Source organism: Amycolatopsis sp. NPDC051373, from assembly GCF_040689465.1.
GTDB lineage: Bacteria > Actinomycetota > Actinomycetes > Mycobacteriales > Pseudonocardiaceae > Amycolatopsis.
The window spans coordinates 18,025-36,703 of record NZ_JBFBAE010000046.1 but is presented as its reverse complement, the minus strand read 5'-3'; the positions used below and the strand labels follow the sequence as shown (position 1 = coordinate 36,703).

24 protein-coding genes and 2 pseudogenes are annotated in these 18,679 nt (G+C 70.0%); 6 read left to right on the top strand and 20 right to left on the bottom strand.

Annotation, left to right across the window (positions count from 1 at the left end):
• Together AB0383_RS47750 and AB0383_RS47745 are read right to left on the bottom strand one after the other, a co-directional pair.
• Positions 1 to 2,105, bottom strand: a 2,105-nt coding sequence (locus tag AB0383_RS47750) for an ATP-binding protein (protein ID WP_366191161.1), incomplete at its 3' end; no start/stop codon positions are given.
• Between the two features lie 203 nt (positions 2,106 to 2,308).
• The gene (locus AB0383_RS47745) at positions 2,309 to 2,839 is read right to left on the bottom strand and encodes a MarR family transcriptional regulator (RefSeq protein ID WP_366191159.1); all 531 of its coding nucleotides are present in this window, start codon (positions 2,837 to 2,839) and stop codon (positions 2,309 to 2,311) included.
• A gap of 124 nt (positions 2,840 to 2,963) precedes the next feature.
• Here AB0383_RS47745 and AB0383_RS47740 point away from each other — a divergent pair, with 124 nt between their 5' ends.
• Positions 2,964 to 3,866 carry an AraC family transcriptional regulator gene (locus tag AB0383_RS47740; protein ID WP_366191157.1) on the top strand — a complete coding sequence of 301 codons (903 nt, stop codon included), beginning with the start codon at positions 2,964 to 2,966 and terminating at the stop codon, positions 3,864 to 3,866.
• Positions 3,867 to 4,098: 232 nt separating this feature from the next.
• On the opposite strand, the gene AB0383_RS47735 is transcribed toward AB0383_RS47740, so the two are convergent.
• Together AB0383_RS47735 and AB0383_RS47730 are read right to left on the bottom strand one after the other, a co-directional pair.
• Positions 4,099 to 4,974 carry an alpha/beta hydrolase gene (locus AB0383_RS47735; protein ID WP_366191155.1) on the bottom strand — a complete coding sequence of 292 codons (876 nt, stop codon included), beginning with the start codon at positions 4,972 to 4,974 and terminating at the stop codon, positions 4,099 to 4,101.
• Positions 4,975 to 5,111: 137 nt separating this feature from the next.
• The gene (locus AB0383_RS47730; RefSeq protein WP_366191153.1) at positions 5,112 to 5,930 is read right to left on the bottom strand and encodes an alpha/beta hydrolase; all 819 of its coding nucleotides are present in this window, start codon (positions 5,928 to 5,930) and stop codon (positions 5,112 to 5,114) included.
• Positions 5,931 to 6,517: 587 nt separating this feature from the next.
• Here AB0383_RS47730 and AB0383_RS47725 point away from each other — a divergent pair.
• Complete coding sequence (locus AB0383_RS47725) at positions 6,518 to 6,865, top strand: alpha/beta fold hydrolase (protein ID WP_366191151.1); 348 nt, start codon at positions 6,518 to 6,520, stop codon at positions 6,863 to 6,865.
• Positions 6,866 to 7,239: 374 nt separating this feature from the next.
• Here AB0383_RS47725 and AB0383_RS47720 read toward each other — a convergent pair whose 3' ends face one another.
• Both AB0383_RS47720 and AB0383_RS47715 read right to left on the bottom strand, forming a co-directional pair.
• The gene (locus AB0383_RS47720) at positions 7,240 to 8,172 is read right to left on the bottom strand and encodes a hypothetical protein (RefSeq protein WP_366191149.1); all 933 of its coding nucleotides are present in this window, start codon (positions 8,170 to 8,172) and stop codon (positions 7,240 to 7,242) included.
• 570 nt (positions 8,173 to 8,742) lie between these two features.
• Positions 8,743 to 9,102 carry a hypothetical protein gene (locus tag AB0383_RS47715; protein WP_364186089.1) on the bottom strand — a complete coding sequence of 120 codons (360 nt, stop codon included), beginning with the start codon at positions 9,100 to 9,102 and terminating at the stop codon, positions 8,743 to 8,745.
• A gap of 213 nt (positions 9,103 to 9,315) precedes the next feature.
• Here AB0383_RS47715 and AB0383_RS47710 point away from each other — a divergent pair, with 213 nt between their 5' ends.
• Positions 9,316 to 9,885 carry an NmrA family NAD(P)-binding protein gene (locus AB0383_RS47710; RefSeq protein WP_366191147.1) on the top strand — a complete coding sequence of 190 codons (570 nt, stop codon included), beginning with the start codon at positions 9,316 to 9,318 and terminating at the stop codon, positions 9,883 to 9,885.
• Here AB0383_RS47710 and AB0383_RS47705 read toward each other — a convergent pair.
• Together AB0383_RS47705 and AB0383_RS47700 are read right to left on the bottom strand one after the other, a co-directional pair.
• Positions 9,788 to 10,048 carry a hypothetical protein gene (locus tag AB0383_RS47705; RefSeq protein WP_364186085.1) on the bottom strand — a complete coding sequence of 87 codons (261 nt, stop codon included), beginning with the start codon at positions 10,046 to 10,048 and terminating at the stop codon, positions 9,788 to 9,790. The genes AB0383_RS47710 and AB0383_RS47705 overlap by 98 nt on opposite strands.
• Positions 10,049 to 10,137: 89 nt before the next feature.
• Complete coding sequence (locus AB0383_RS47700) at positions 10,138 to 11,343, bottom strand: beta-ketoacyl-[acyl-carrier-protein] synthase family protein (protein WP_366191145.1); 1,206 nt, start codon at positions 11,341 to 11,343, stop codon at positions 10,138 to 10,140.
• Positions 11,344 to 11,533: 190 nt separating this feature from the next.
• On the opposite strand from AB0383_RS47700, the gene AB0383_RS47695 reads away from it, so the two are divergent.
• A complete protein-coding gene (locus AB0383_RS47695; protein WP_366191143.1) occupies positions 11,534 to 12,586 on the top strand; it encodes an LLM class F420-dependent oxidoreductase in 1,053 nt (350 codons plus the stop codon).
• A gap of 142 nt (positions 12,587 to 12,728) precedes the next feature.
• The gene (locus AB0383_RS47690; protein ID WP_364186064.1) at positions 12,729 to 13,256 is read left to right on the top strand and encodes a helix-turn-helix domain-containing protein; all 528 of its coding nucleotides are present in this window, start codon (positions 12,729 to 12,731) and stop codon (positions 13,254 to 13,256) included.
• 38 nt (positions 13,257 to 13,294) lie between these two features.
• Here the strand turns inward: AB0383_RS47690 and AB0383_RS47685 are convergent, their stop codons facing one another.
• The 5 genes from AB0383_RS47685 to AB0383_RS47665 are packed head-to-tail and all read right to left on the bottom strand — an operon-like array spanning position 13,295 to position 16,324.
• Positions 13,295 to 13,903, bottom strand: coding sequence for a CGNR zinc finger domain-containing protein (locus AB0383_RS47685; RefSeq protein WP_366191141.1), 609 nt, complete (start codon positions 13,901 to 13,903; stop codon positions 13,295 to 13,297).
• Positions 13,893 to 14,825, bottom strand: a complete 933-nt coding sequence (locus AB0383_RS47680) for an alpha/beta hydrolase (RefSeq protein WP_364186068.1) — start codon at positions 14,823 to 14,825, stop codon at positions 13,893 to 13,895. The genes AB0383_RS47685 and AB0383_RS47680 overlap by 11 nt, the downstream gene beginning before the upstream one ends.
• Positions 14,826 to 14,857: 32 nt before the next feature.
• Positions 14,858 to 15,766 carry an NmrA family NAD(P)-binding protein gene (locus AB0383_RS47675; RefSeq protein ID WP_366191139.1) on the bottom strand — a complete coding sequence of 303 codons (909 nt, stop codon included), beginning with the start codon at positions 15,764 to 15,766 and terminating at the stop codon, positions 14,858 to 14,860.
• A 26-nt stretch (positions 15,767 to 15,792) separates the two neighbouring features.
• A complete protein-coding gene (locus tag AB0383_RS47670) occupies positions 15,793 to 15,975 on the bottom strand; it encodes a hypothetical protein (protein ID WP_364186071.1) in 183 nt (60 codons plus the stop codon).
• A gap of 34 nt (positions 15,976 to 16,009) precedes the next feature.
• A complete protein-coding gene (locus AB0383_RS47665; RefSeq protein WP_366191136.1) occupies positions 16,010 to 16,324 on the bottom strand; it encodes a putative quinol monooxygenase in 315 nt (104 codons plus the stop codon).
• Between the two features lie 136 nt (positions 16,325 to 16,460).
• Here AB0383_RS47665 and AB0383_RS47660 point away from each other — a divergent pair, with 136 nt between their 5' ends.
• Positions 16,461 to 16,988 carry a helix-turn-helix domain-containing protein gene (locus AB0383_RS47660; RefSeq protein ID WP_364186075.1) on the top strand — a complete coding sequence of 176 codons (528 nt, stop codon included), beginning with the start codon at positions 16,461 to 16,463 and terminating at the stop codon, positions 16,986 to 16,988.
• Between the two features lie 19 nt (positions 16,989 to 17,007).
• On the opposite strand, the gene AB0383_RS47655 is transcribed toward AB0383_RS47660, so the two are convergent.
• From AB0383_RS47655 to AB0383_RS47625, 7 genes and pseudogenes are all read right to left on the bottom strand, one after another.
• A complete protein-coding gene (locus AB0383_RS47655; protein WP_366191133.1) occupies positions 17,008 to 17,166 on the bottom strand; it encodes a hypothetical protein in 159 nt (52 codons plus the stop codon).
• Positions 17,167 to 17,196: 30 nt separating this feature from the next.
• Positions 17,197 to 17,400 (bottom strand): annotated as a pseudogene (locus AB0383_RS47650) (SDR family NAD(P)-dependent oxidoreductase); the annotation flags it as partial.
• Positions 17,373 to 17,471: a hypothetical protein gene (locus AB0383_RS47645; protein WP_366191184.1), complete on the bottom strand. Its 99-nt coding sequence runs from the start codon at positions 17,469 to 17,471 to the stop codon at positions 17,373 to 17,375. The gene AB0383_RS47645 and the pseudogene AB0383_RS47650, both read right to left, overlap by 28 nt.
• A 190-nt stretch (positions 17,472 to 17,661) precedes the next feature.
• Positions 17,662 to 17,772, bottom strand: a pseudogene (locus AB0383_RS47640) (SDR family NAD(P)-dependent oxidoreductase); the annotation flags it as partial.
• Positions 17,773 to 17,928: 156 nt separating this feature from the next.
• The gene (locus AB0383_RS47635; RefSeq protein WP_366191131.1) at positions 17,929 to 18,063 is read right to left on the bottom strand and encodes a hypothetical protein; all 135 of its coding nucleotides are present in this window, start codon (positions 18,061 to 18,063) and stop codon (positions 17,929 to 17,931) included.
• Between the two features lie 8 nt (positions 18,064 to 18,071).
• The gene (locus AB0383_RS47630) at positions 18,072 to 18,422 is read right to left on the bottom strand and encodes a flavin reductase family protein (protein ID WP_366191129.1); all 351 of its coding nucleotides are present in this window, start codon (positions 18,420 to 18,422) and stop codon (positions 18,072 to 18,074) included.
• On the bottom strand, positions 18,415 to 18,633 hold the full coding sequence (locus AB0383_RS47625; RefSeq protein WP_366191127.1) for a hypothetical protein: 219 nt from the start codon (positions 18,631 to 18,633) through the stop codon (positions 18,415 to 18,417). The genes AB0383_RS47630 and AB0383_RS47625 overlap by 8 nt, the downstream gene beginning before the upstream one ends.
• Positions 18,634 to 18,679 lie beyond the last annotated feature (46 nt).

Sequence of the window (18,679 nt, the reverse complement as noted above, 5' to 3'; positions counted from 1 at the left end):
CCGTTGCGGCCGGTGGTCGAGGGTCTCCTAGCGCTGGTGCCGGACCGTCGTCTGTGCGCCGACCTGGCAGGCGCGCTCGTGCAGGTGGGGGGGCGATTGGTCCCGGATGGCGGGCGGGGGGGGGCGGGGGGTCCCACGGCTCGGCAGTACCAGAAGTAGAAAGTGAAGAAGTGGTACCCGGAGTCCTGGCACACCTGGGTTCCTTCATCCGCCAGTTCCAGGCATTCGTCCCACCTGCCGGTGAGGTAATCGTCCAGGCACAGGTGCAACAGCGCGCCGATGTGCGGGCGCGCCGGACCGCCGTCGCGCCCTTGGAGAACGACTCGCCAGGACGGCTCGCGGACATCCGCCAGGCGATCGAGGTAGAGCGAGCCGGTGCCGGCGCGAACGATCCGGCCGGGGTCGGTCTCTTTCTGCAAGTCGCTGAGAACGGATTCCAACTGTTCCAGAGCTGCGGCACCGGAACGGGCTGGGTCGGACCTGGCCTTGACAACCACCGACAGCAGGGCGGGCGGCTCCGGTCGCAGGCGTCGGAGCGTCGCGTACAAAGGATCCCACAGCTCCGCGCGGCCACTGAAGGAGCACAGGAGCAGCAGCAGGTGGAGCGCGTCGATGAGGGCGCCGTCCTGGGCGTCGTAGCGGTGCGTGCCGGACTCGACGGCGCCGGCCACCAGTCGGTGGGCGGTGTCGATGTCCCCGTCGCCGTTGATGATCAAGAAGGCAGCCACCGCCGCGAAGTGGAGGGACCCCTTCAGCTCCGGGTCGGCCAAGCGGGCGCCTTCGAGCAGTTCCGAGGCGTTGCGGAGTTGCCCGGTCGCGTCGGCGCCGATGTAGGCGGCCTCGGCGAGCCGGCGAGCGCGATTCGAGGCGTGGGGGCTCAGATCGGCTGCCCTGACCAGCGCCGCGACCGCTCCGACGGCGTCTCCGCGGCCTGCGATCCGACGCGCCGCCTGTTCCAACAGGCCGGCCACGTGCTCATCCGGCTCGACGGAAGCTTCGCCGAGGTGCCAGGCCCGCCGCTCGGGGTGGCTGACCAGCACCTGGGCCAACGCTCGATGAGCCGCTCGGCGCTCGGCACTCGTGGAAGCATCCACGACTGCCGAGCGGATCAAGGGGTGCCGGAAAACGAGCCGGCGCGTGCCGTCGTCGAAAGCCACCAGCCGATCCTGCTCGGCCGAGGCGAGGTCTTCGAGGTCGGATTCGTAGCCGGCCTGCCGTGCCGATGCCTGCAGGACCGCGAGATTGCCGGTTCCCTCCAGCGTCGCGAGCAGCAACAGCCGCCGTGCGGCGAGGGAGAGGACGGACACCCGGGAGACGAACAGCGCCCGGAGCCGTTGGCTGAGCGGGAGTACCGCCGGAAGGCTCTCCAGGGCCACGCGCTGCTCCCCGCTCAGCGCCGTGGGCAACTCGAGCAGGGCCAGGGGGTTTCCCTCGGCCACCGACAGCAGTCGCTGACGCACTCGGGCGGCCAGCGTCGGGAATCGAGTGTTGAGCAGGAGCTGTGAGGACTCTCCGTCCAACGGCGGCACCTCGTACTCGGGCAGGCCACCGCGGTTGAAGAAGGTCTCACTTCCCGAGCGCATGGCGCCGAGGAAGGTGACGCGGGTGCCGTTGAGCCTGCGGGCGACGAAGCCCAGTACGGCGGCGCTGGCCCGATCAAGCCACGGCAGGTCGTCGACGATCAGGAGCAGCGGGCCGGCCTTGGCCACGTGACGCAGGAGCATGAGAGTCGCGTTCGACACGACGAGCCGTTCCGGCGGTGCTCCGCTCCCGAAGCCCAGGGCGACTTGCAGCGCATCGGCATGCGACGTCTCGAGTTCCCCGAACGCCTCGTAGAAGGGGAAGAGGACCTGGTTGAGTCCGGAATAGCTCACGTCGGCCTCGAACTCGACACCGGCGGCACGCAGGACCCGCGAGCCACTCGCGGCCGCCGCTTCAGCCACGGCATTGAGCAGTACGGTCTTGCCCACCCCCGCCGCCCCCGACAACAGGAGCGCTCCACCACGATCCGTGGCGTCGAGGAAGCCGCGGATGCGCTCGAGCGCCACGCCGCGTCCCACCAGGGAATCGACACCACCGTGTTCGAAAAGGCCGTTGTCGCCCACCGGGTCACGCTCCCCCGCTTGCGCGGCGTGTCGAGAATTCCCGGCCCGGCGCTTGGCCTCGCGGGCCGGACTGTCCACAAGCGATTCGCCGGTGTGTACCTCTGGCTGTCAACGTAAGCGATCCTTCACTCCTGCCGCGCGGAGTGCTGACGTCAGCCGTTGTGCAAACGTGGCGATAAAGCAGTGGTTCCGCGTTCGGGTGTTCAATAATCTTGGACGATGCTCCACAGCATCGCGTGAAACTTCGCGTGGTCACGGGTGGGAATCGAGGACAGGCGGCGCATGACCGCCGTATCGCGAGCGATGGCGACCTGTTCCTTCACCTCGATGCCTTTCGCGGTTGCCCTGGGAATGCGCACACGCCGGTCACGGGCCGAGCGTTCGCGGACGACGAGCCCGTCGCGCTCCATGCGGTCGAGAATCGACACCAACGTGGTCTTGTCGACACCGAGTTCCGTGGCGATCTCCAACTGCGTCCGCTCCGGACCGTTGCTGATCAGTTCGAGAACGAGCCAGTCGCGCAGATCGGCCAACCCCGCATCCCGCGAGACCTCGTTGAACGCGTCGCCGAGCGCTGCCGCCGCGCGGTGAGCCAGCCAGGTCAGATCGCCGATCGCCGAGGTGGCGTCGGGTGGCGGCACCGCGTCACGGCGCTCGTTCTTCGGAGACACCGCGCGACCATACTCCACGGCCAGATCATCCGAAACCGGATTGAATCCGCTGAAATGATCCAATCTCATATGGTCTGCGTGGCAGACATGATGGCGGTAACCTCCTCCGTCGGGAGCCCTGGGTCCGCTCGTGCGGAACCACTGGCGCGTCGCCGTCGCAGCTTAGAAGGAGGTCGGAGCCGAAAACATGACTCAAGATCCGGAAGACTTTGCCGATTCTCCACAGCCGCCGGCCGCCGGCGAGCACGATGCGCTCTCTGACGTGCTGCAGGCGATTCACCTGCAGGGTGGCGATGTGCGGCGCCGGTCGAGCCCGCGTGCACAGCACCCCGCGGGGGCCAGGTTGTTGCACATGGTCGAGGAGGGCGGGCTCAGCGTCGAGGTCGCGGGCGAACCCACCGTGGAACTGGGCGCAGGGGACCTCGCGCTGCTCGTGCGGGGTGATGCCCACCTCGTCCGAGCGGCGCCGCACGCCCGCTGGGTGACCGGGGAGTTCCTCGTCGAGACGGTGGTCGCCGCACCGCTGCTCGGTGTTCTGCCGCCGGCGATCGTGATCCGCGGCGACGCGGGATCCGCGGCGTGGCTCGCGCCGATCAGTGAGCTGCTCGTGTCCGAGGTGGTTCACCAGGCACCCGGCGCCCGCGTAATGGTGTCGCGAGCGCTCGATCTGCTCTTCATCTGGTCGCTGCGGTCGTGGGCCGCGTCCGGCGATGCGCGGGGCGCCGGCTGGCTGACTGCGGCCCTGGATCCGGTGCTCGCACCGGCCCTCACCGCGATCCACCGAGACCCCGGTCGCGACTGGCCCGTCGACGAGCTGGCGCGGCTCACGTCACTGTCGCGTTCGGCGTTCGCGACGCGGTTCGCCGAGTCGGTCGGGGAAACGCCCGGTTCGTACGTGTTGCGGTGCCGCCTGGGCCACGCGGCGCACCTGCTGCGCGGCACGGCCGACCCGGTCGGCCGGATCGCGGCCCGCGTGGGCTACACCTCCGAAGCCGCCTTCAGCCGGGCCTTTTCCCGTGCCTACGGCAGTTCGCCACGGGCGTGGCGCGGTGGGGCCGGTTCTGGTTCCTCCGAACGAACGCCGGAATGATCGGCCGGTTCGCGACCTCGTCGTTCCGGATTCGATGTGGATGGTGCTCGTTTTAGCCGATTTGGGCAGTGATCGCACCATTCCTCAGCTCTTTCCAGGCCAGACACCATCTCGGTCATCGAGTGCACCTCCATGAGAGGGAGTCACACCGCTCGTCTTACAGTCCGGACACGATGATCGGCCGGCGCCGGACGACACCGCTGAGTTGGCCTGCGGTGTCGTCCGGTTCACGTCACCGGGTGGCCGCGGCGGCCCGTTCGATGAGGTCGATGACGATCCCCGGGTTGGTCACTTGTGCTGCGTGGGGGGTGTTCGCCTCGACGATGTGGGAGTGAGCGCGAGTGGCCATGAAGCGCTCGGCTGCCGGCGGGATCACGTGGTCGGCGTCGGAGACGAGGGCCCACGAGGGGATGGTCTTCCAGGCCGGCTCGCCGGACTGGTTGCTCAGGGCCGCCGAGTTGATGGGGCTCTGCGTGGCGGCGAGCTCCGCGGCGGCGGCCGCGGAGACGCGGTTGCTCAAGAACAGGTCCCGGTACTGGGCCGGCTTGGCGTACAGATCGACCTCGGTGGTGCCGTCGGGATCGCTGTAGACGACCGGGCTGAGGGCCGTGGGAACCTGCGCGTTGGGGTCGCTGGTGATCTGGCTGCCCGGGAATTGCTTGGTCAGGTCAAAGACGGTGTCGTTCTCGGCCGGCTCGAAGGCCGAGATGTAGACCAGGGCCTTGACGTTGGGGTTGTGCGTGGCGGCGTTGGTGATGACGAATCCGCCGTAGGACTGTCCGACCAGGACGATGGGGCCCTGGATGGTCTTGAGGTAGGCCGCCAGGTAGGCGGAATCGCCGGAAACGCTGCGCAGGGCCGTCGGCGGGGCGACGACCGGGTAGCCGGCGGCCTGCAGGGGCTTGACCACGCTGCCCCAGGCGGCCGCGTCCGACCAGGCTCCGTTGACGAGGACGATCGTCGGCTTCGGAGCCTTGGCCGGGTGCGCGAGCGCGACGGACGCGGTCTGGGGGGACGGTGCGGCCGACGCCAGCGTGGTCAGGCCGGCGGCGAGGGCGATCCCGGTCACGCCGAGGACGGCGGAGCGGAAAACACGACGGTTACGCACGGTTTCTCCTTGTTCGAAACAATTGTCATTGCTGTCCGCAGACGTGTCCGCCTGCGGGGGTTTGTGGCGGTGGGGCCGGGGGCGACCCGTGAGCCCGGTGCCGGCGTGGTGCCCGGGGCGGACGTGGGCGCCGACGGTCACACGCGGGCGGCGGCGTGCTCCTCGGCCCAGTTCAGCGCGTAGTCGGCGACTTCCTGCCAGCCGTCCTGGCCGATGATGAAGTGCGAGCGTCCGGGGAATTCACGGTAATCAGTGACGGCCGCGGACTTGCGGTGGAGACGCCAGTTGGCCTTGTTGACCTTGGGCGGCACGATGTGGTCGGCCTTCCCCGCGATGAACAGCAGCGGGACCTGGCGCTTGCGGAAATCGACCCGGGTCACGGCGCGGGGGTTGAAGTTGGCGAACGCCCCCTGGAACAGCACGCGGGCCGAGCCGGGGACGGCGTACCGCTCGTAGCGCGCGGCGGACTGGCTCTCGGTGAGCGTGTTGGTGACGGCGTAGTGGAACTGCTCCGGCGTCAGCGAGACCGCTTTGTTCTTGTTGGCCGGGTTTCCCAGGACCGGCCAGGTCGACTTGAGGGTCGACAGCGGCAGCGGCAGGACGCCCTTGACGGCGGCCGAGTCGATCGCGACGCCGACGCTGCCCAGCCCGCGATCGAGCAGGAGCTGCACGACAGTGCCGCCGAACGAGTGGCCCATGATGATCGGCGGTCGATCCAGCGCGTGGATGATGCTCTGGTAGTGGTCGACCACCTCGCGAAGGCCGACTCCCGCGATTCCCGCGGGGTCACGCCGAAGCTCCTCCACCTCGCGGTCGAGACCCGGCCAGGCCGGGGTGAGCACCCGGTATCCCCGAGCCTCGTAATGGTGTTTCCACCCCTCCCAGCTGCGTGGATTCACCCAGAGACCGTGAACGAGCACAATCGTGTCGGCCTCGTTGGCAGAGACATCATTCATGCGAATCTTCCCTTGAATAGGACGCTGTCTTCACTGGAGCAGGCCTGACCGGCGCTCCTCGAAAGCCGCCTCGATGCGGGCCGAGCACGCATCGGGCCGGTTCTCAGGATCCAGTCCCGCTCTGCTCGCCCGCTTCCGTCGGATGGCCACAGGGAGTCGGCGCCGTTGCACCGCCTCGGACAGTCGTTCGACAGGTTTCGGTGTTTGCGCAGGTCGGCCGCGAGTGACGACGCACGCGCGCGCAACCCGGCTCACGCGCCGTGTCCCGTTCCGCAGCCGCCGGTCTTCGCGGCCGGCTGCGATCGATATGAGCCGCGGCCGTCCGCACAGTCAGTTGACTTGAACCGGACAGGGCAGAACGCCGACCCACCACGGCGCCGCGACGAGGTGCCGGAAAACGAAGCAGAGACTGAGCGGCTCGCCCAACGGCGTACCCGGACCGTAGGAATCAGCATGGGTCGCGAGTGGACAGTGAGCCTTGGACAGGAGCCGCGGCGGCAGTCGTATGACAGTGACCGCGACGGTCGCGAATCCACTACCGTCCGGCGGAATGCCCGGGTAACCCCCTGCGTCGGGGGTGAGGATTCATGCCGAACGAGCCGGTCGTCCTGCTCCACGGTTTCTACCACGGAGCGTGGGCTTGGACGGAGGTGATCGCCGAGCTGGTAGGGCGGGGCCGCACCGCGGTCGCGGTCGACATGGCGGCGCACGGTAGGCACGCGACGTCTCCGGCGTCCGCCGGCCGACGTCCGTTCGACCCGGTCGCCTACGCCACGGAGCCGCCGCCAGTCTCGGGCGTCGGGCTGGACGCCGCCGCCGACCTTCTGGTGGCGCAACTGGACAGCGTCGGCAGGGGAAAGGTTGGGGTGCAGCGGCTCTTCATCGCTCAGGCGGACACGGCGTTCCCCAAAACCCCACGACGGTCGTCGAGCTGACACAAGTCATCCTCGCCGGGATCCGCGCCTACCGCGCCCGGGTCCCGTTCCAAACCTGCCCACGCAAGGACGCCCTCCCCGCGATCCAGGTACCCGTCCTAGAGCTGTTCGGCGGTCGCAGCATCGTCCACGACCCCGCCGCGGCGGCGAACCTCAGGAGACTCCTCCCCCATGCTGAGGTCGACGTCCTGCCTGACGCCGGGCACTACCTGTATCTCCGCCCCAACGATCGGCACTTGATCCTCGACGCGATCGACACTGCCCGTCAGAATCACAGAAATGCAGTCCTGAAAGAGTTCGTCGAACTCGACGATTCAGATCAGATCCTTTTGCGGCCAGCGAGCGGGGTGGTCACCTGAGCCGATGGCCAGGCCCTACCGCGGGATGGCGGTGTGGTCCAGGTCGAGGATGACGGGCGTGTGGTCGGTGCACTGGCCGACCGCGGCGTGGTCGACGACGTGGACGCTGCGCACGGCGGCGTCGGGCGCGTGGTGGGTGGCGTACCAGCGGTCGATGCGCCGGGGCGGGTGGTGATCACTCGGGTGAAAGCCGGTGGTGGCGGCCCAAGGGGCGCCGGTGATCCGGGCGCAGTCGCGCATCCGGCCCAGGTGCTCGAGCCGGATCGCGACGCGGCGGTCGAGGCGTCCGTGCTCGTCGAACTGGTAGGCGTGGTCGGGGTGCCAGGGCTGGTGCAGGTAGGGGTCGTGGTCGTAGAAGTGGCTGTCACCCTCGGGGGTCGGGACCGTGGTGGCGCCGACGCCGTTGAAGCCCCCGCCGATGAACCCGGGTACCTCGTCGCAGTGCATGGCGCGCAGGATCTGCGCGGCGTCCGACCATCCCCAGGCCTGGTCGAACCGGGACAGCTGCACCGACCCGACGCGCAGTCGTGGGCCGCCGAGGTCGAAGACGCAGGTGACCATCGAGTGCCACATCCCGGCGTCGGCGCGCTCGAAGCGGCCGATGGTGCCGGGCACCGGGGTGATCCCGTCGCGCCAGAGCAGCGCGGTGTGGTGGATGTCGCCGCCCAGCGCGAGCATCGGCTCGCCGCGGTGTTTCCACTGACGGCCCACGGCCTTGGCCAGTCGTCGCAGCCGCGTCGTCGCGAGGTCTCGCTTGTCGGGGTCGCGGGGGCCGGGTTCGCGGGCGACGATCTCCTGCACCGCGAGCACGTCCGCGTCGAGCCCGCGCACCAGTGCCTCCAGGCGCGCGAACCGTTCCTCCGCGGCCGGGGTGTCGCCGTCGTAGAGGTTGAACGCGTTCACCGACACCAGCCGCACCGCGACCTCCGAGTTCGTTCCGTCCAGCACCGACCGGCCCAACCGATGGCGCGGGGCCGACGGCGACACCGTAGCGCGGTGATCACCGCGCAGGTCCGGTGTTGAGAGCCGGGCCCGCCAGGATGGGGTGATGATCCAGGACAGGCCGCCGGCAGCGCCAAGTGTTTGTCAGCGTCGAGAGTGACCTGACCTGTGTGCCGCCACTCGTACCGCGCAGCGCTCTCATCGGCAGTAATCGGACGGGTAGCCGGTCCGGGGTCGTTGATCATGACCAGCTTCGGATGCCGGGCGACGGGGCCGGTAATGGTGAAGGTTGGGCAGCAGGCTGCGCAGTCGCGAGGTCGCCGGCGACGCTATTCAGCGGTCCCTCGATGCCGCCAGGCCCGGCGCCGCCAGATCATGCACGGGGCGTCGAATCGGGTGAAGCTGCTCGAAGCCTTCGCGCAGCTCGACGCACGCCAGGCCGTAGCCGGGCCGCTCCGTCGAGCGAGGCGCTCGTGAGGGTCGTCAGCTGCATAGGCAGGCTCCCTTCCGCGGTGGCTCCTTCCGATTGGCCCGGCCGGCCCGTCGAACTCATCGTCAACCACGGGGCGGGCGCCGTCATCCCGGACCATCGGGATGGGAGAGGTCGTAGGCGCGGGAGACCTTCTGGGGGACCACCATCCGCCACGCGTCCACGACGAACTCGCGGGCCTCGGCCGGGTCCAGCGCAGCGAGCTCGGCGTGGACCCAGTTGAACCGCATGTCCGACTCCGACGGCAGCCGGAACTTCTCCGGCTCGCCGGCGACGAGCGCGGCGCGCTCCTCCTTCGGGAACGCGAACCCCATCACCGTCTCGTCGAGGGAGAATGCGACATAGACGATCTGCTTGACCCGGAACTTCAACCGGCCGCGCACGTAGACCGGATAGGAGCGCTCGAGCCCCGAGCCCAGGGCACGAACATCCTCGATTACCGCCATGACGCCCCTCCTCACCCGACGACGAGGCCGGCCAAGTCGCGCGCAACGCGCGATGCCGGTCGTCCTGGATCGTTCCCATCAGCAGGGTGCCCTCGATCAGCCGGTGCAGCCAGTCTGCCGTGCGCTCGGGGTCGGTGTGGTCCATCTCCTCCCCCGCCCGCCAATCAGCCGCTCACGAGGCCACAGTAGGGGAAACCGGAACGGAGAGCAGGGATGAGTTCGGACACGGTCTTGGTCACGGGCGCGACCGGGCGGCACGGGGGCACCGGCGCGCACGTCGTGCGGCGGTTGCTGGAGAGCGGGATTCCGGTGCGGGCCTTGGTCCGCCGGCACGACGAGCGGGCCGAGCGGGTGGCCGCGCTCGGGGCCGAGGTCGTGGTCTGGCGATCTGAACGACTACCGGACCCTGGTGCCGGCGCTGGACGGCGTGGCGCAGGCGTACCTCACCTACCCGGTCGACGCGGGAATCGTCCAGGCGGCGGCGAACTACGCGGAGACGGTGCGCGAAACGGGCGGAAACCCGCGCACCGTCGTGATGTCGATGGGCCCGTCGACGCGCACGCATCCGAGCCACCTTGGCCGGGGCCAGTGGCTGTCGGAGGAAGTGCTGCGGTGGGCCGGACTGGACGTGACGATCCTGCGCATGGCCGCGGTGTTCCACGAGGACGACGTTCGACCCGCAGCTCTACCACCTCGACGCCGACGGCGCGCGGGACACGTTCTTCGACGGGCTCGGCGCGAGCGGCTGGCACACCGCGGCGATCACCATGCGCCTGCTGGTGACCTCCGCCCTGCCGCTCGCCACGGGCATCGTCGGCGCAGCCATCGACCTGGCGTGGCCGTCGGCGGCCCGCGCGGGTGATGCGCTGCGCGTCGAGGGGCAGATCGACAAGCTCACCTTCTCGCGGTCGCGGCCCTCGCGGGCCACCGTGCTGATGTCGTACAAGTACAAGACGGAGAACCAGGACGGCGACGTCCGGCAGAGCACGTCCGCGCGCGTCCTGGCGGTTCCGTCGGCCCGAAGCCGGGCACTAGTCAGGCGACCGGCGAGAACACCAGGCTGCCGTTGTGCCCGCCGAAGCCGAAGCTGTTGGAGAGCACGGGTCCCGGAGTCCACGGCGTGGGTTCGCGGGGCACGTCGATGTCGAGCGCCGGGTCCTGTGTGGACAGTCCGAGTGTCGGCGGGATCAGCTCGTGCGCCATCGTCAGCGCCACGGCGACGGCCTCCACCGCGCCGGCCGAGCCGAACGAGTGACCGGTGGCGCCCTTGATGCTGGTCACCAGCGGCCGGGAGGCACCGAAGACGCGGCGGATGGCGTGGGCCTCGGCGGCGTCGTTGAGGGCCGTCGAGGTGCCATGGGCATTGATGTGGGTGATGTCCTGCGGTGTGTAACCGGCGTCCTCGATCGCCATGCGCATGCAGCGCTCGGCGCCGGCGCCGTTCGGGGCGGGCGCGGTGACGTGGTAGGCGTCGGCGGTCGAGGCGGTGCCGTCGATGGTCAGGTAGATGCTCGCGCCGCGCTCCAACGCGAGTTCCAGCGGCTCGAGCACGAGGATACCGGCGGCTTCCGACGCGGCGAGGCCGTCTCTGTCCACATCGAACGGACGCGAGATCCCGCTGCGGCTCAGCACGCGCATGTTGGTGAACCCGGCCACGCACACGGGCGTGAGGCTCGAGTCGCTGCCGCCCGCGAGCACGAGGTCGGCGGCCCCCGAAGCAATGAGCCTGGCGCCCGCGGCGATCGCGTCGGTGCCGGCCGCGCAGGCCGTGGTGATCACCGACGCGCTGCCCTGGAAGCCGTAGCGGATGCTGAGCGCGGCGGCGCCCGCGTTCGGCATCGTCATGAGCACGGTGTGCGGCGACACCCTGCGCTCGCCCTGCGCGGCCAGGACCCCGGCCTGCGACTCCAGAGTGGACACGCCACCGATGCCCGTGCCGAGCGAGACGGCGGCGCGTTCGGCGTCGAGCACCGTCACCGCCGGCTCGATCTCGCCGGTCAGCAGCCCCGCGTCCGCCAGCGCCTCGTCGGCGGCCGCGACTGCCATCTGCGTCGCGAGGTCCGCCGTGCGCGCCACCTTGTGCGACATCCAGCGCCGCGGGTCGAAGCCGCTGAGCCGCCGCACGTTCGCCGCGGCGGCCGGACGCGCCAGCCCGTCCCAGAACTCCTTCACGCCGATGCCGGCCGGCGACACGACACCGATCCCGGTCACCGCGACGCGCCGGTTGAGGGCTGGCTTCATGCACGTGCTCCTTCGAAAACGGGCCAAACTCTGGCTAGGCTTTTGCGCAGTCAGGTGTAGTCTACGGGACGACCGCGCCGGAGCCGCACCGATCGAACCCCAAGTCACACCGGCGGTTGACGAGTGAGTTGCCTTGCGCAACCTTGAGGACACGCAGCAACTTCACCGGAGCAGGAAAGCAGGCGGGACCGTGCTTGTCGGCGTCCACAACGAGTACAGCGCGAAAGGCAGCTTCCGCGACCTGGCCGACGACGTCGTCGCGTACGAACGCGCCGGCGCGGACATCGCCTACGTGGCCGAGGTGTACACGTTCGACGCGGTGAGCCAGCTCGGTGCGCTCGCCGCGCTCACGAGCACCATCCGGATCGGCTCGGCGATCCTGCCGATCTACACGCGCACGCCGTCTCTGATCGCGATGACCGCGGCAGGCCTGGACCACGTGAGCGAAGGCCGGTTCATCCTCGGCCTCGGCGCTTCGGGACCGCAGGTGATCGAAGGGTTCCACGGCGTGCCGTACACCGCGCCGCTCGGGCGGACCCGCGAGGTCGTCGAGATCTGCCACCAGGTCTGGCGGCGCGAACGCGTCGTCCACCAGGGCAAGCACTACCGCATCCCGCTGCCGGAGGACGAGGGCACCGGCTTCGGCAAGCCGCTCAAGCTGATCAACACGCCGGTGCGCAGCCGGATCCCGATCCTGATCGCGTCGATCGGACCCAAGAACGTCGCCATGACCGCGGAGCTCGCGGACATCTGGCAGCCGTTCTTCTTCCTGCCGGAGAAGGCGAAGGACGTCTGGGGCCGGTCGCTGGCCGACGGCGCAGGGAAGCGCGCCGACGATCTGCCCCCACTGCAGATCGAGGCCCAGGCGGTCTTCCGCATCACCGACGACCCCCGGCCGATGCTGGACGCGATGCGCCCGTCGCTCGCGTTGTACATCGGCGGCATGGGCGCGAAGGGCCGCAACTTCTACAACGACCTCGTGCGCCGCTACGGCTTCGAGGCCGAGGCGGAGGAGATCCAGGACCTCTACCTGGCCGGCAAGAAGCGGGAAGCGGAAGCTGCGGTCCCGGAAGAACTGCTCCGCTCGATATCGTTGATCGGCCCCGAAAGCCACGTCCGCGAGCGCATCGCCGCCTATCAGGAAGCCGGAGTCACCACGCTCACCATCACCCCCGCCGGAGCGAGGCGGGACGAGCGGGCCGGCGTGGTCGAACAGTTCCGCGCGCTGGTGGACAGGAGCTGACTGTGCCGGCCTCGCGCGGAAGCTTCGGCTTCGGGTCTCACGGTCCCTGACCTGGTCACGGACACCTGCTGACTTTCCAAAGGCATAGCCAGCACGCTAACAGCCTGACTATGGTCAAAGCTAGACAGGTACAGTGACTGTCATGGCACACACACAGGAGTCCGAGGCGGACCGTCCCGTGGTGACGCGCGTCGGCCGGTTCGTCGACCGCGATGCGTGGACTGCCGAAGGCTGGTGCAAGATCGAGCGCGCGCTGGAGCTCGTCGGCACCCGGTCGGCGATGATCCTGCTGCGCGAGGCGTTCTACGGTGGCCGGCGCTTCGACGAGCTCGCCCGGCGCACCGGCCTGAGCGACGCGGTCGCGGCGAAGCGGCTCAAGCAGCTCGTCGACGACGGCCTGCTGCGCCGGCAGCCCTACCGCGAGCCCGGGTTGCGCACCCGCCACGAGTACGTGCTGACCGAGCAGGGCCGTTCGTTGTTCCCCGTGGTGGTCGCGATGATGAACTGGGGCGCCACTTTGGCGGGTCCGACCGGCGGCGTCGAGCTGGTGCACGCCGGCTGCGGCGAATCGCTCCTCGCCGCCGTGCGCTGCGCGGCCGGCCACGACGTCACCATGGAGGAAACCGAGGCGCAGATCTCCCGCGGCGCCAAGCGGGCGCGGCGAGCGTAGCTTTCCCCGGCTGTCGAGTGTGGACTGTTGCGGTGCGCTCATGACACCACTCGCCGACGCCGGGCGCGGGAAGCCCGCAGGGTGGCGATGTTGCCGCAGACCTTGACGTCGTGCCAGACGCGGCTGTTGTTGCGTGACCGGTCGTAGAACGCGATCGGGCACGCGGCGCCGCGGCAGGTCTTCAGGCGCCGCCACTCGTCCAGCCGGCCGGCGCGGTGGATCTCGAGCAGCACCGCACCGTCGACGAGCTGCCACCCGCTCCCGGCCGGTTCGAGGTCCAGCCGGCCGTCGGTGGTGGTGCCCGCGGTGAGCGTCAGCCCGGACAACGCGGGCGGCACCGGCTCGTCCTCGGTCCGCACGAGGGCCGTGAGTTGTTCCCGGAGCTGCCGAAGCTCGTCGACATCCGCGGTCCTGAGCCGAACCCGGCGTCGGCGATGTCCTTCGGCTTCAGCCCATTCCGCGATCGCCGCGGCCGCCCACCGCTGCGCCGAGCCCACTGTGGACAGCAGATCGACGAACCCTTTCCGCGGGCTCGGCCGGGTGTTGAGCAGGTCCTGGACGAGCGCCAGCCCGGTCGGCGCGGCGGCGATGCCGAACCGCTCGCCGGCCGGCCAAGCCGTGGCGGCCCCTCGCCGCTCAGAAGACACGACGAAACGCACCGATCACGTCGGCCGTCATCCGCTGCGAGACATCGGCCTCGGCCACGAACGTGGACCCGTGGAACGTGCCCGGGTACAGGTGCAGCTCCGCGGGCACGCCGGCCTGGGCCAGGCGGCGCGCATACTCCAGGGCTTCATCGCGTAGCGGATCGAACTGGCCAGCGGTGACGTAGGCCGGCGGCAAGCCCGTCAGGTCCGTCGCACGCGCGGGCGCCGCATACGGCGACACGTCCGGTCCACCGGCCCGGTCCCCCAGGTAGAAAGCCCAGCTCTGCTCGGCATTCCGCCGATGCCAGACCGGAGTGTCCACATAGGTCCGCATCGAGTCGGTCAGCAGCCGGTCGTCCAGCTCCGGGATCCCGAGCACCTGGAACGCCAGCGCCGGCCCGCCCCGATCCCGCGCGAGCAACGCGACCGCGGCGGCCAGACCACCGCCGGCGCTCTGCCCGGACACCGCGATCCGCACCGGGTCGTCCCCGAGCTCGCCGACGGACTCCGCCAGCCACACCAAAGCCGCGTAACAGTCGTCGAGCGCGGCGGGATACGGGTGCTCGGGCGCGAGCCGGTAGCCGACGGACACGACCACCGCGCCCACCGACCGGGCGAGCGCGGCGGCACCGCCGTGTTCCGTGTCCAGGCCACCGGTGACGAACCCGCCGGAATGGAGCTGCAGGATCGCCGGCACCAGCCCGTTCTGCTGCTCCGGCCGGTAGACGCGCACCGGCACCGCGGGCGCGAGCGGGCGGCCCGGCACCTCCCGGTCCTCGACGGTCAGCCCGTCCAGCGACGGCTCCGGCCGCTGCGCCAGCAACGAACGCTCAACCGCGCGCGCCTTCCCGGGGTCACCGACGTCGATGTCCGGGATCAGGGGCAACCAGGGCGCGAGCTCCGGATCCACCGCGTAGGACAACGGACTCTCCTCGATCGGTCAGGCCGCCCGCGTCACGGTGCGGGGACGAAACGCGGCCCGCTGGTCGCGAAGTCGGCGCGGTTCTCGCGGACGAAGTCCGCCACCGAGAGCGGCGGGCGGCCGGCGATCTTCTCGACGACGTCGTTCGTGCCGGAGAACACGCCGTTGCGGTAGTCGATCGCGACGTTCGAGAGGTGCTGCACGAGGTGCGCGTCCGCGCCCTTCTCGAGCCCCGACGCGGAGAACTCCTCGACGCTGATCGGTTCGTAGTGCACCGGGTGGCCGAGTTCCGTCGCGATGGCCTTGGCGATGTCGTGGTGGTTCATCTCGACCGGACCGTGCAACGAGTACGCCGCGCGGTTGTGCGGCTCGGGCTGCAGGAGCAGAGCGGCGATCACGTGCGACTGGTCGGCCGAGGCGATCGGCGCGTGCCGGCCCTCGCCGAACGGCAGGCGCAAGTAACCCTCGCCGTCGCGCTTCTCCCACCACAGCTTGAGCCACTCGGCGAAGAACGTCGGCCGGATGTGCGTGGTGAGCAGATCGGTCCGGTCCAGCAGGCGCTCGCACAGCCAGTGCTGCCGAGCGGCGTTACTGCCGGCCTCGCGCCGGGCCGAGATCTGCGACATGTTGACCACCGAGCGCACCCCGGCCTCGGTCGCCGCCTGGGCGAAGATCACCGTCGACTCCACCAGGCCCGGCAGGATCGGGTGACAGAAGTACGCGCCAGTGACCCCCTGCAGCGCGGTGGTCATCCCGTCGAGGTCGTGCAGGTCGGCCACGACCACCTCGGCACCGGCCTTCGCCAGTGCGTGGGAGCGGTCGTCCTCGCCGTGCACCATCGCCCGGACGCGGTGGCCGCCTTCGAGCAGGAGCTTGAGCGCGCCGCCCCCGGTCTTGCCGGTCGCGCCGGTCACCAGGAACAGCCTGTCGTCGTGGGACACTGCAACACCTTTCGAAATGCCGGAGCTCATCGGGACAGACCGCGGACGAAGTGCGCGATCGCGGAGCCGATCAGGTCCGGGCTGAACTCTTGCACGAAGTGGATGCCGGGCACCGTGAGCTCGGTCTGGTTGGGCCAGGTCCGGCAGAACTCCCGCTGGCGGGAGCTCAGGATCGCGCCGGGTTCGGCGTTCACGAACAGCTTGGGCACGTCCGAGGGCCTTCCGCCGGTCTTGCGAGCGGACTCAGACGGCGGCCCTGTCGTCGACGTCATCGACCAGGTTGCCCTTCATCAGCCACACGGGACCTTCGGCATACGTGCTCGCCTCGGCGAAGAACGCGCCGAAGTACGGGCCCTGTGCGTGGGTGTTGAACGCGTCGACGTCGGCGTAGACCTCGTTGAGGTAGAAGACGTCCGGGTTCTCCTCGTCCGCGATGACCTCGAACCGGATCGAGCCCGGCTCGTTGGCCAGGGAGTCGACGCCAGTGTTGCGGGCTACGCGCACGAAGTCGTCGCGGTGGTCCGGCTGCACGGTGAAGGAAACGAGGAACTGGTACATCGCTGGCTCTCCTGGGAATCCGACAAACGCTGACAGTGGCTGAGCAACAGAGGCAACCGCAGTTCAGTCAATGAACCACGGCCGACCGTAGCACAACTCCAGTTCAGTGAGCGAACCAGCGGAGTAGACTGCTCGTATGTCCCTTCCCAGCACTTACGCGGATCGCAACTGCTCCCTGGCGCGGGCACTGGAGATCGTCGGCGAACGGTGGACCTTGCTCATCGTGCGTGACGCGTTCTACGGCGTGCGCCGCTTCGGGGACTTCGCCACCCAGCTCGGCATCCCCCGCGCCGTACTGACGGCCCGGCTTAAGCTCCTCGTCCGCGAAGGCGTGCTCACGCGCAACGACAGTGCGGGCACCGTCGAGTACGTGCTCACTGACAAGGGCGTCGCGCTCTGGCCGATCGTCCGCTCGCTCATCAACTGGGGAGACGACTTCTACTCGCCGGCCGGGGTGAAGCGCGCGCTGCGCCACGACGTGGACGGCGCGCTGCTCGACCAGGAGGGCCGGTGCGAGAAGTGCGGCGAGCTCGTCGCGGCCGGCGACACCCGCATCGAGCCCGGCCCCGGCTTCAAGCCCACCGAGGCCGAGCTCGACCCGGTGTCCGCCGCGCTCAACGTCCCGCGGCGGCTCCTCGAGCCGATCTCGGCGTCGCGCGGCTGACTACCCGTTGATGGGCTGACTACCAGTCGAGGAGCACTGCCAGGAAGGGCTTGTCCTCCGGCGCCACCTTGCGCGCCTCCAGCACCTGCTTCGCGGGCGCGCCGGCCGGGACGCGCAGCGGCGGTTCGGGCTGCTCGATCGTGTCGGCGACCGTCGCGGCCACCGCGTCCGGCGTCACGACCTCACCGCGAAGGACCGGGAGTTCCTGCTACAGCGCCGAATAGCGATCGTCGTCCCTCAGGTGCACCTTGGCCCGTTCGCCGCCGCCCGAGGAGACCGCACCGGGCTGCACGAGGTTCACCTGGATGCCGAAGTGGCCGGTCTCGATCGCGAGGGTCTCGGCCAGCGCCCCCAGCGCCCACTGGGTCGCGCCGTACGGGCCGATCATCGGCAACACCATCCGGCCCTGGATGCTGGAGACGAAACGAACACCAGCCGGCCCGAATCGCGCTCGCGCATGGCCGGCAGGACGCCCTGCACCACCCGCAACGCGCCGAGGGGGTTGAGCTCGAACAGCCCTCGTCGAGCGGCACGCTCTCCAGTGGCGCGCGGACACTTTCGCCGGCGTTGCTGACCACGACGTCGATCTCGCCGGCCTGGCGGATGGCCGCGTCGACCTTTCCTGGTCGGTCACGTCGAGCCGCAGCCGCTGGTCGACGGGCAGGTCGGCGAGCGTCTCCGGACGGCGGGCGGTGGCGATCACGCGGTGCCCGCGCCCGACCAGCTCGATCGCGATGGCGCGGCCGATGCCCTTGGACGCGCCGGTGATGAGGACGGACGACATGGTGGTTCTCCTTGTGGTCGGAGGACATCCCGGCCCACCGGTCGCCGTCGACCCCGCTTTCGACACAGCCGAGCGCGGCGTAGAAGGCCCTCGAAGTGGCCACATCTGACACCGGCAGGACGCAGAACCTGCTCGAGTTCACACCGTCGCCTCGGCTCAGCTCGCCCGGGCGAGCGGCAGGGCGTGCAGGCCACCGTCGTGGAACACCGGCGGCCGCCGGTCGAACGTCTCGACGGCTTCGACGCGGCCGACGGCGATCTCGTGGTCGCCGCCCGCGTACACGCCGTACATCGAGCAACTCAGCGCCGCCGCGATCCGTCGAGCTCTGGCAGCCCGTCGCGCCGATGCCAGGCCAGGCCACTGAACTTGTCCCCGCCGGAGCGCGCGAACACCCTGGCGACGTCGTGCTGGTCGGCGGCCAGCATCTGCACCAGGAACCGGCCGGCGGAACGGATGTGCAGCCACGTCGTGGACGACAGCCCGGCGCAGAACAACACCGGCGGCGGGTCGAGCGACAAGGACGTGAACGAGTTCACCGCGAGGCCGACGGGAGCGCTGCCCGGGCCGCCGCTCGTCACCACGGCGACGCCGGTCGGCCACGCCCCGCGCGTCCGGCGCAGCTCGTCCGCGCCGACGACGCCGCTAGCCACGGCTCGCCCCCGCGGTCGCCGTCGACAGTCCGGCGAGCTTCGGCTTGACGTCGCCGGCGAACGTCTCGATGCCCCGCACGGTCTCCTCGTGCGCCAGGAACCCGGCCTGGCCCATGAGCAGCAGGTGGCCGAAGCCGCCGACGCGCTCGTAGAACCGCTCGATCTGGCCGCGGACCGTGTCAGCGCTGCCGGCGAACAACGCGCTGCTCACGCGCCAGTGGACCGAACGGCCCGAGGGCCCGCACTGCGAGAACACC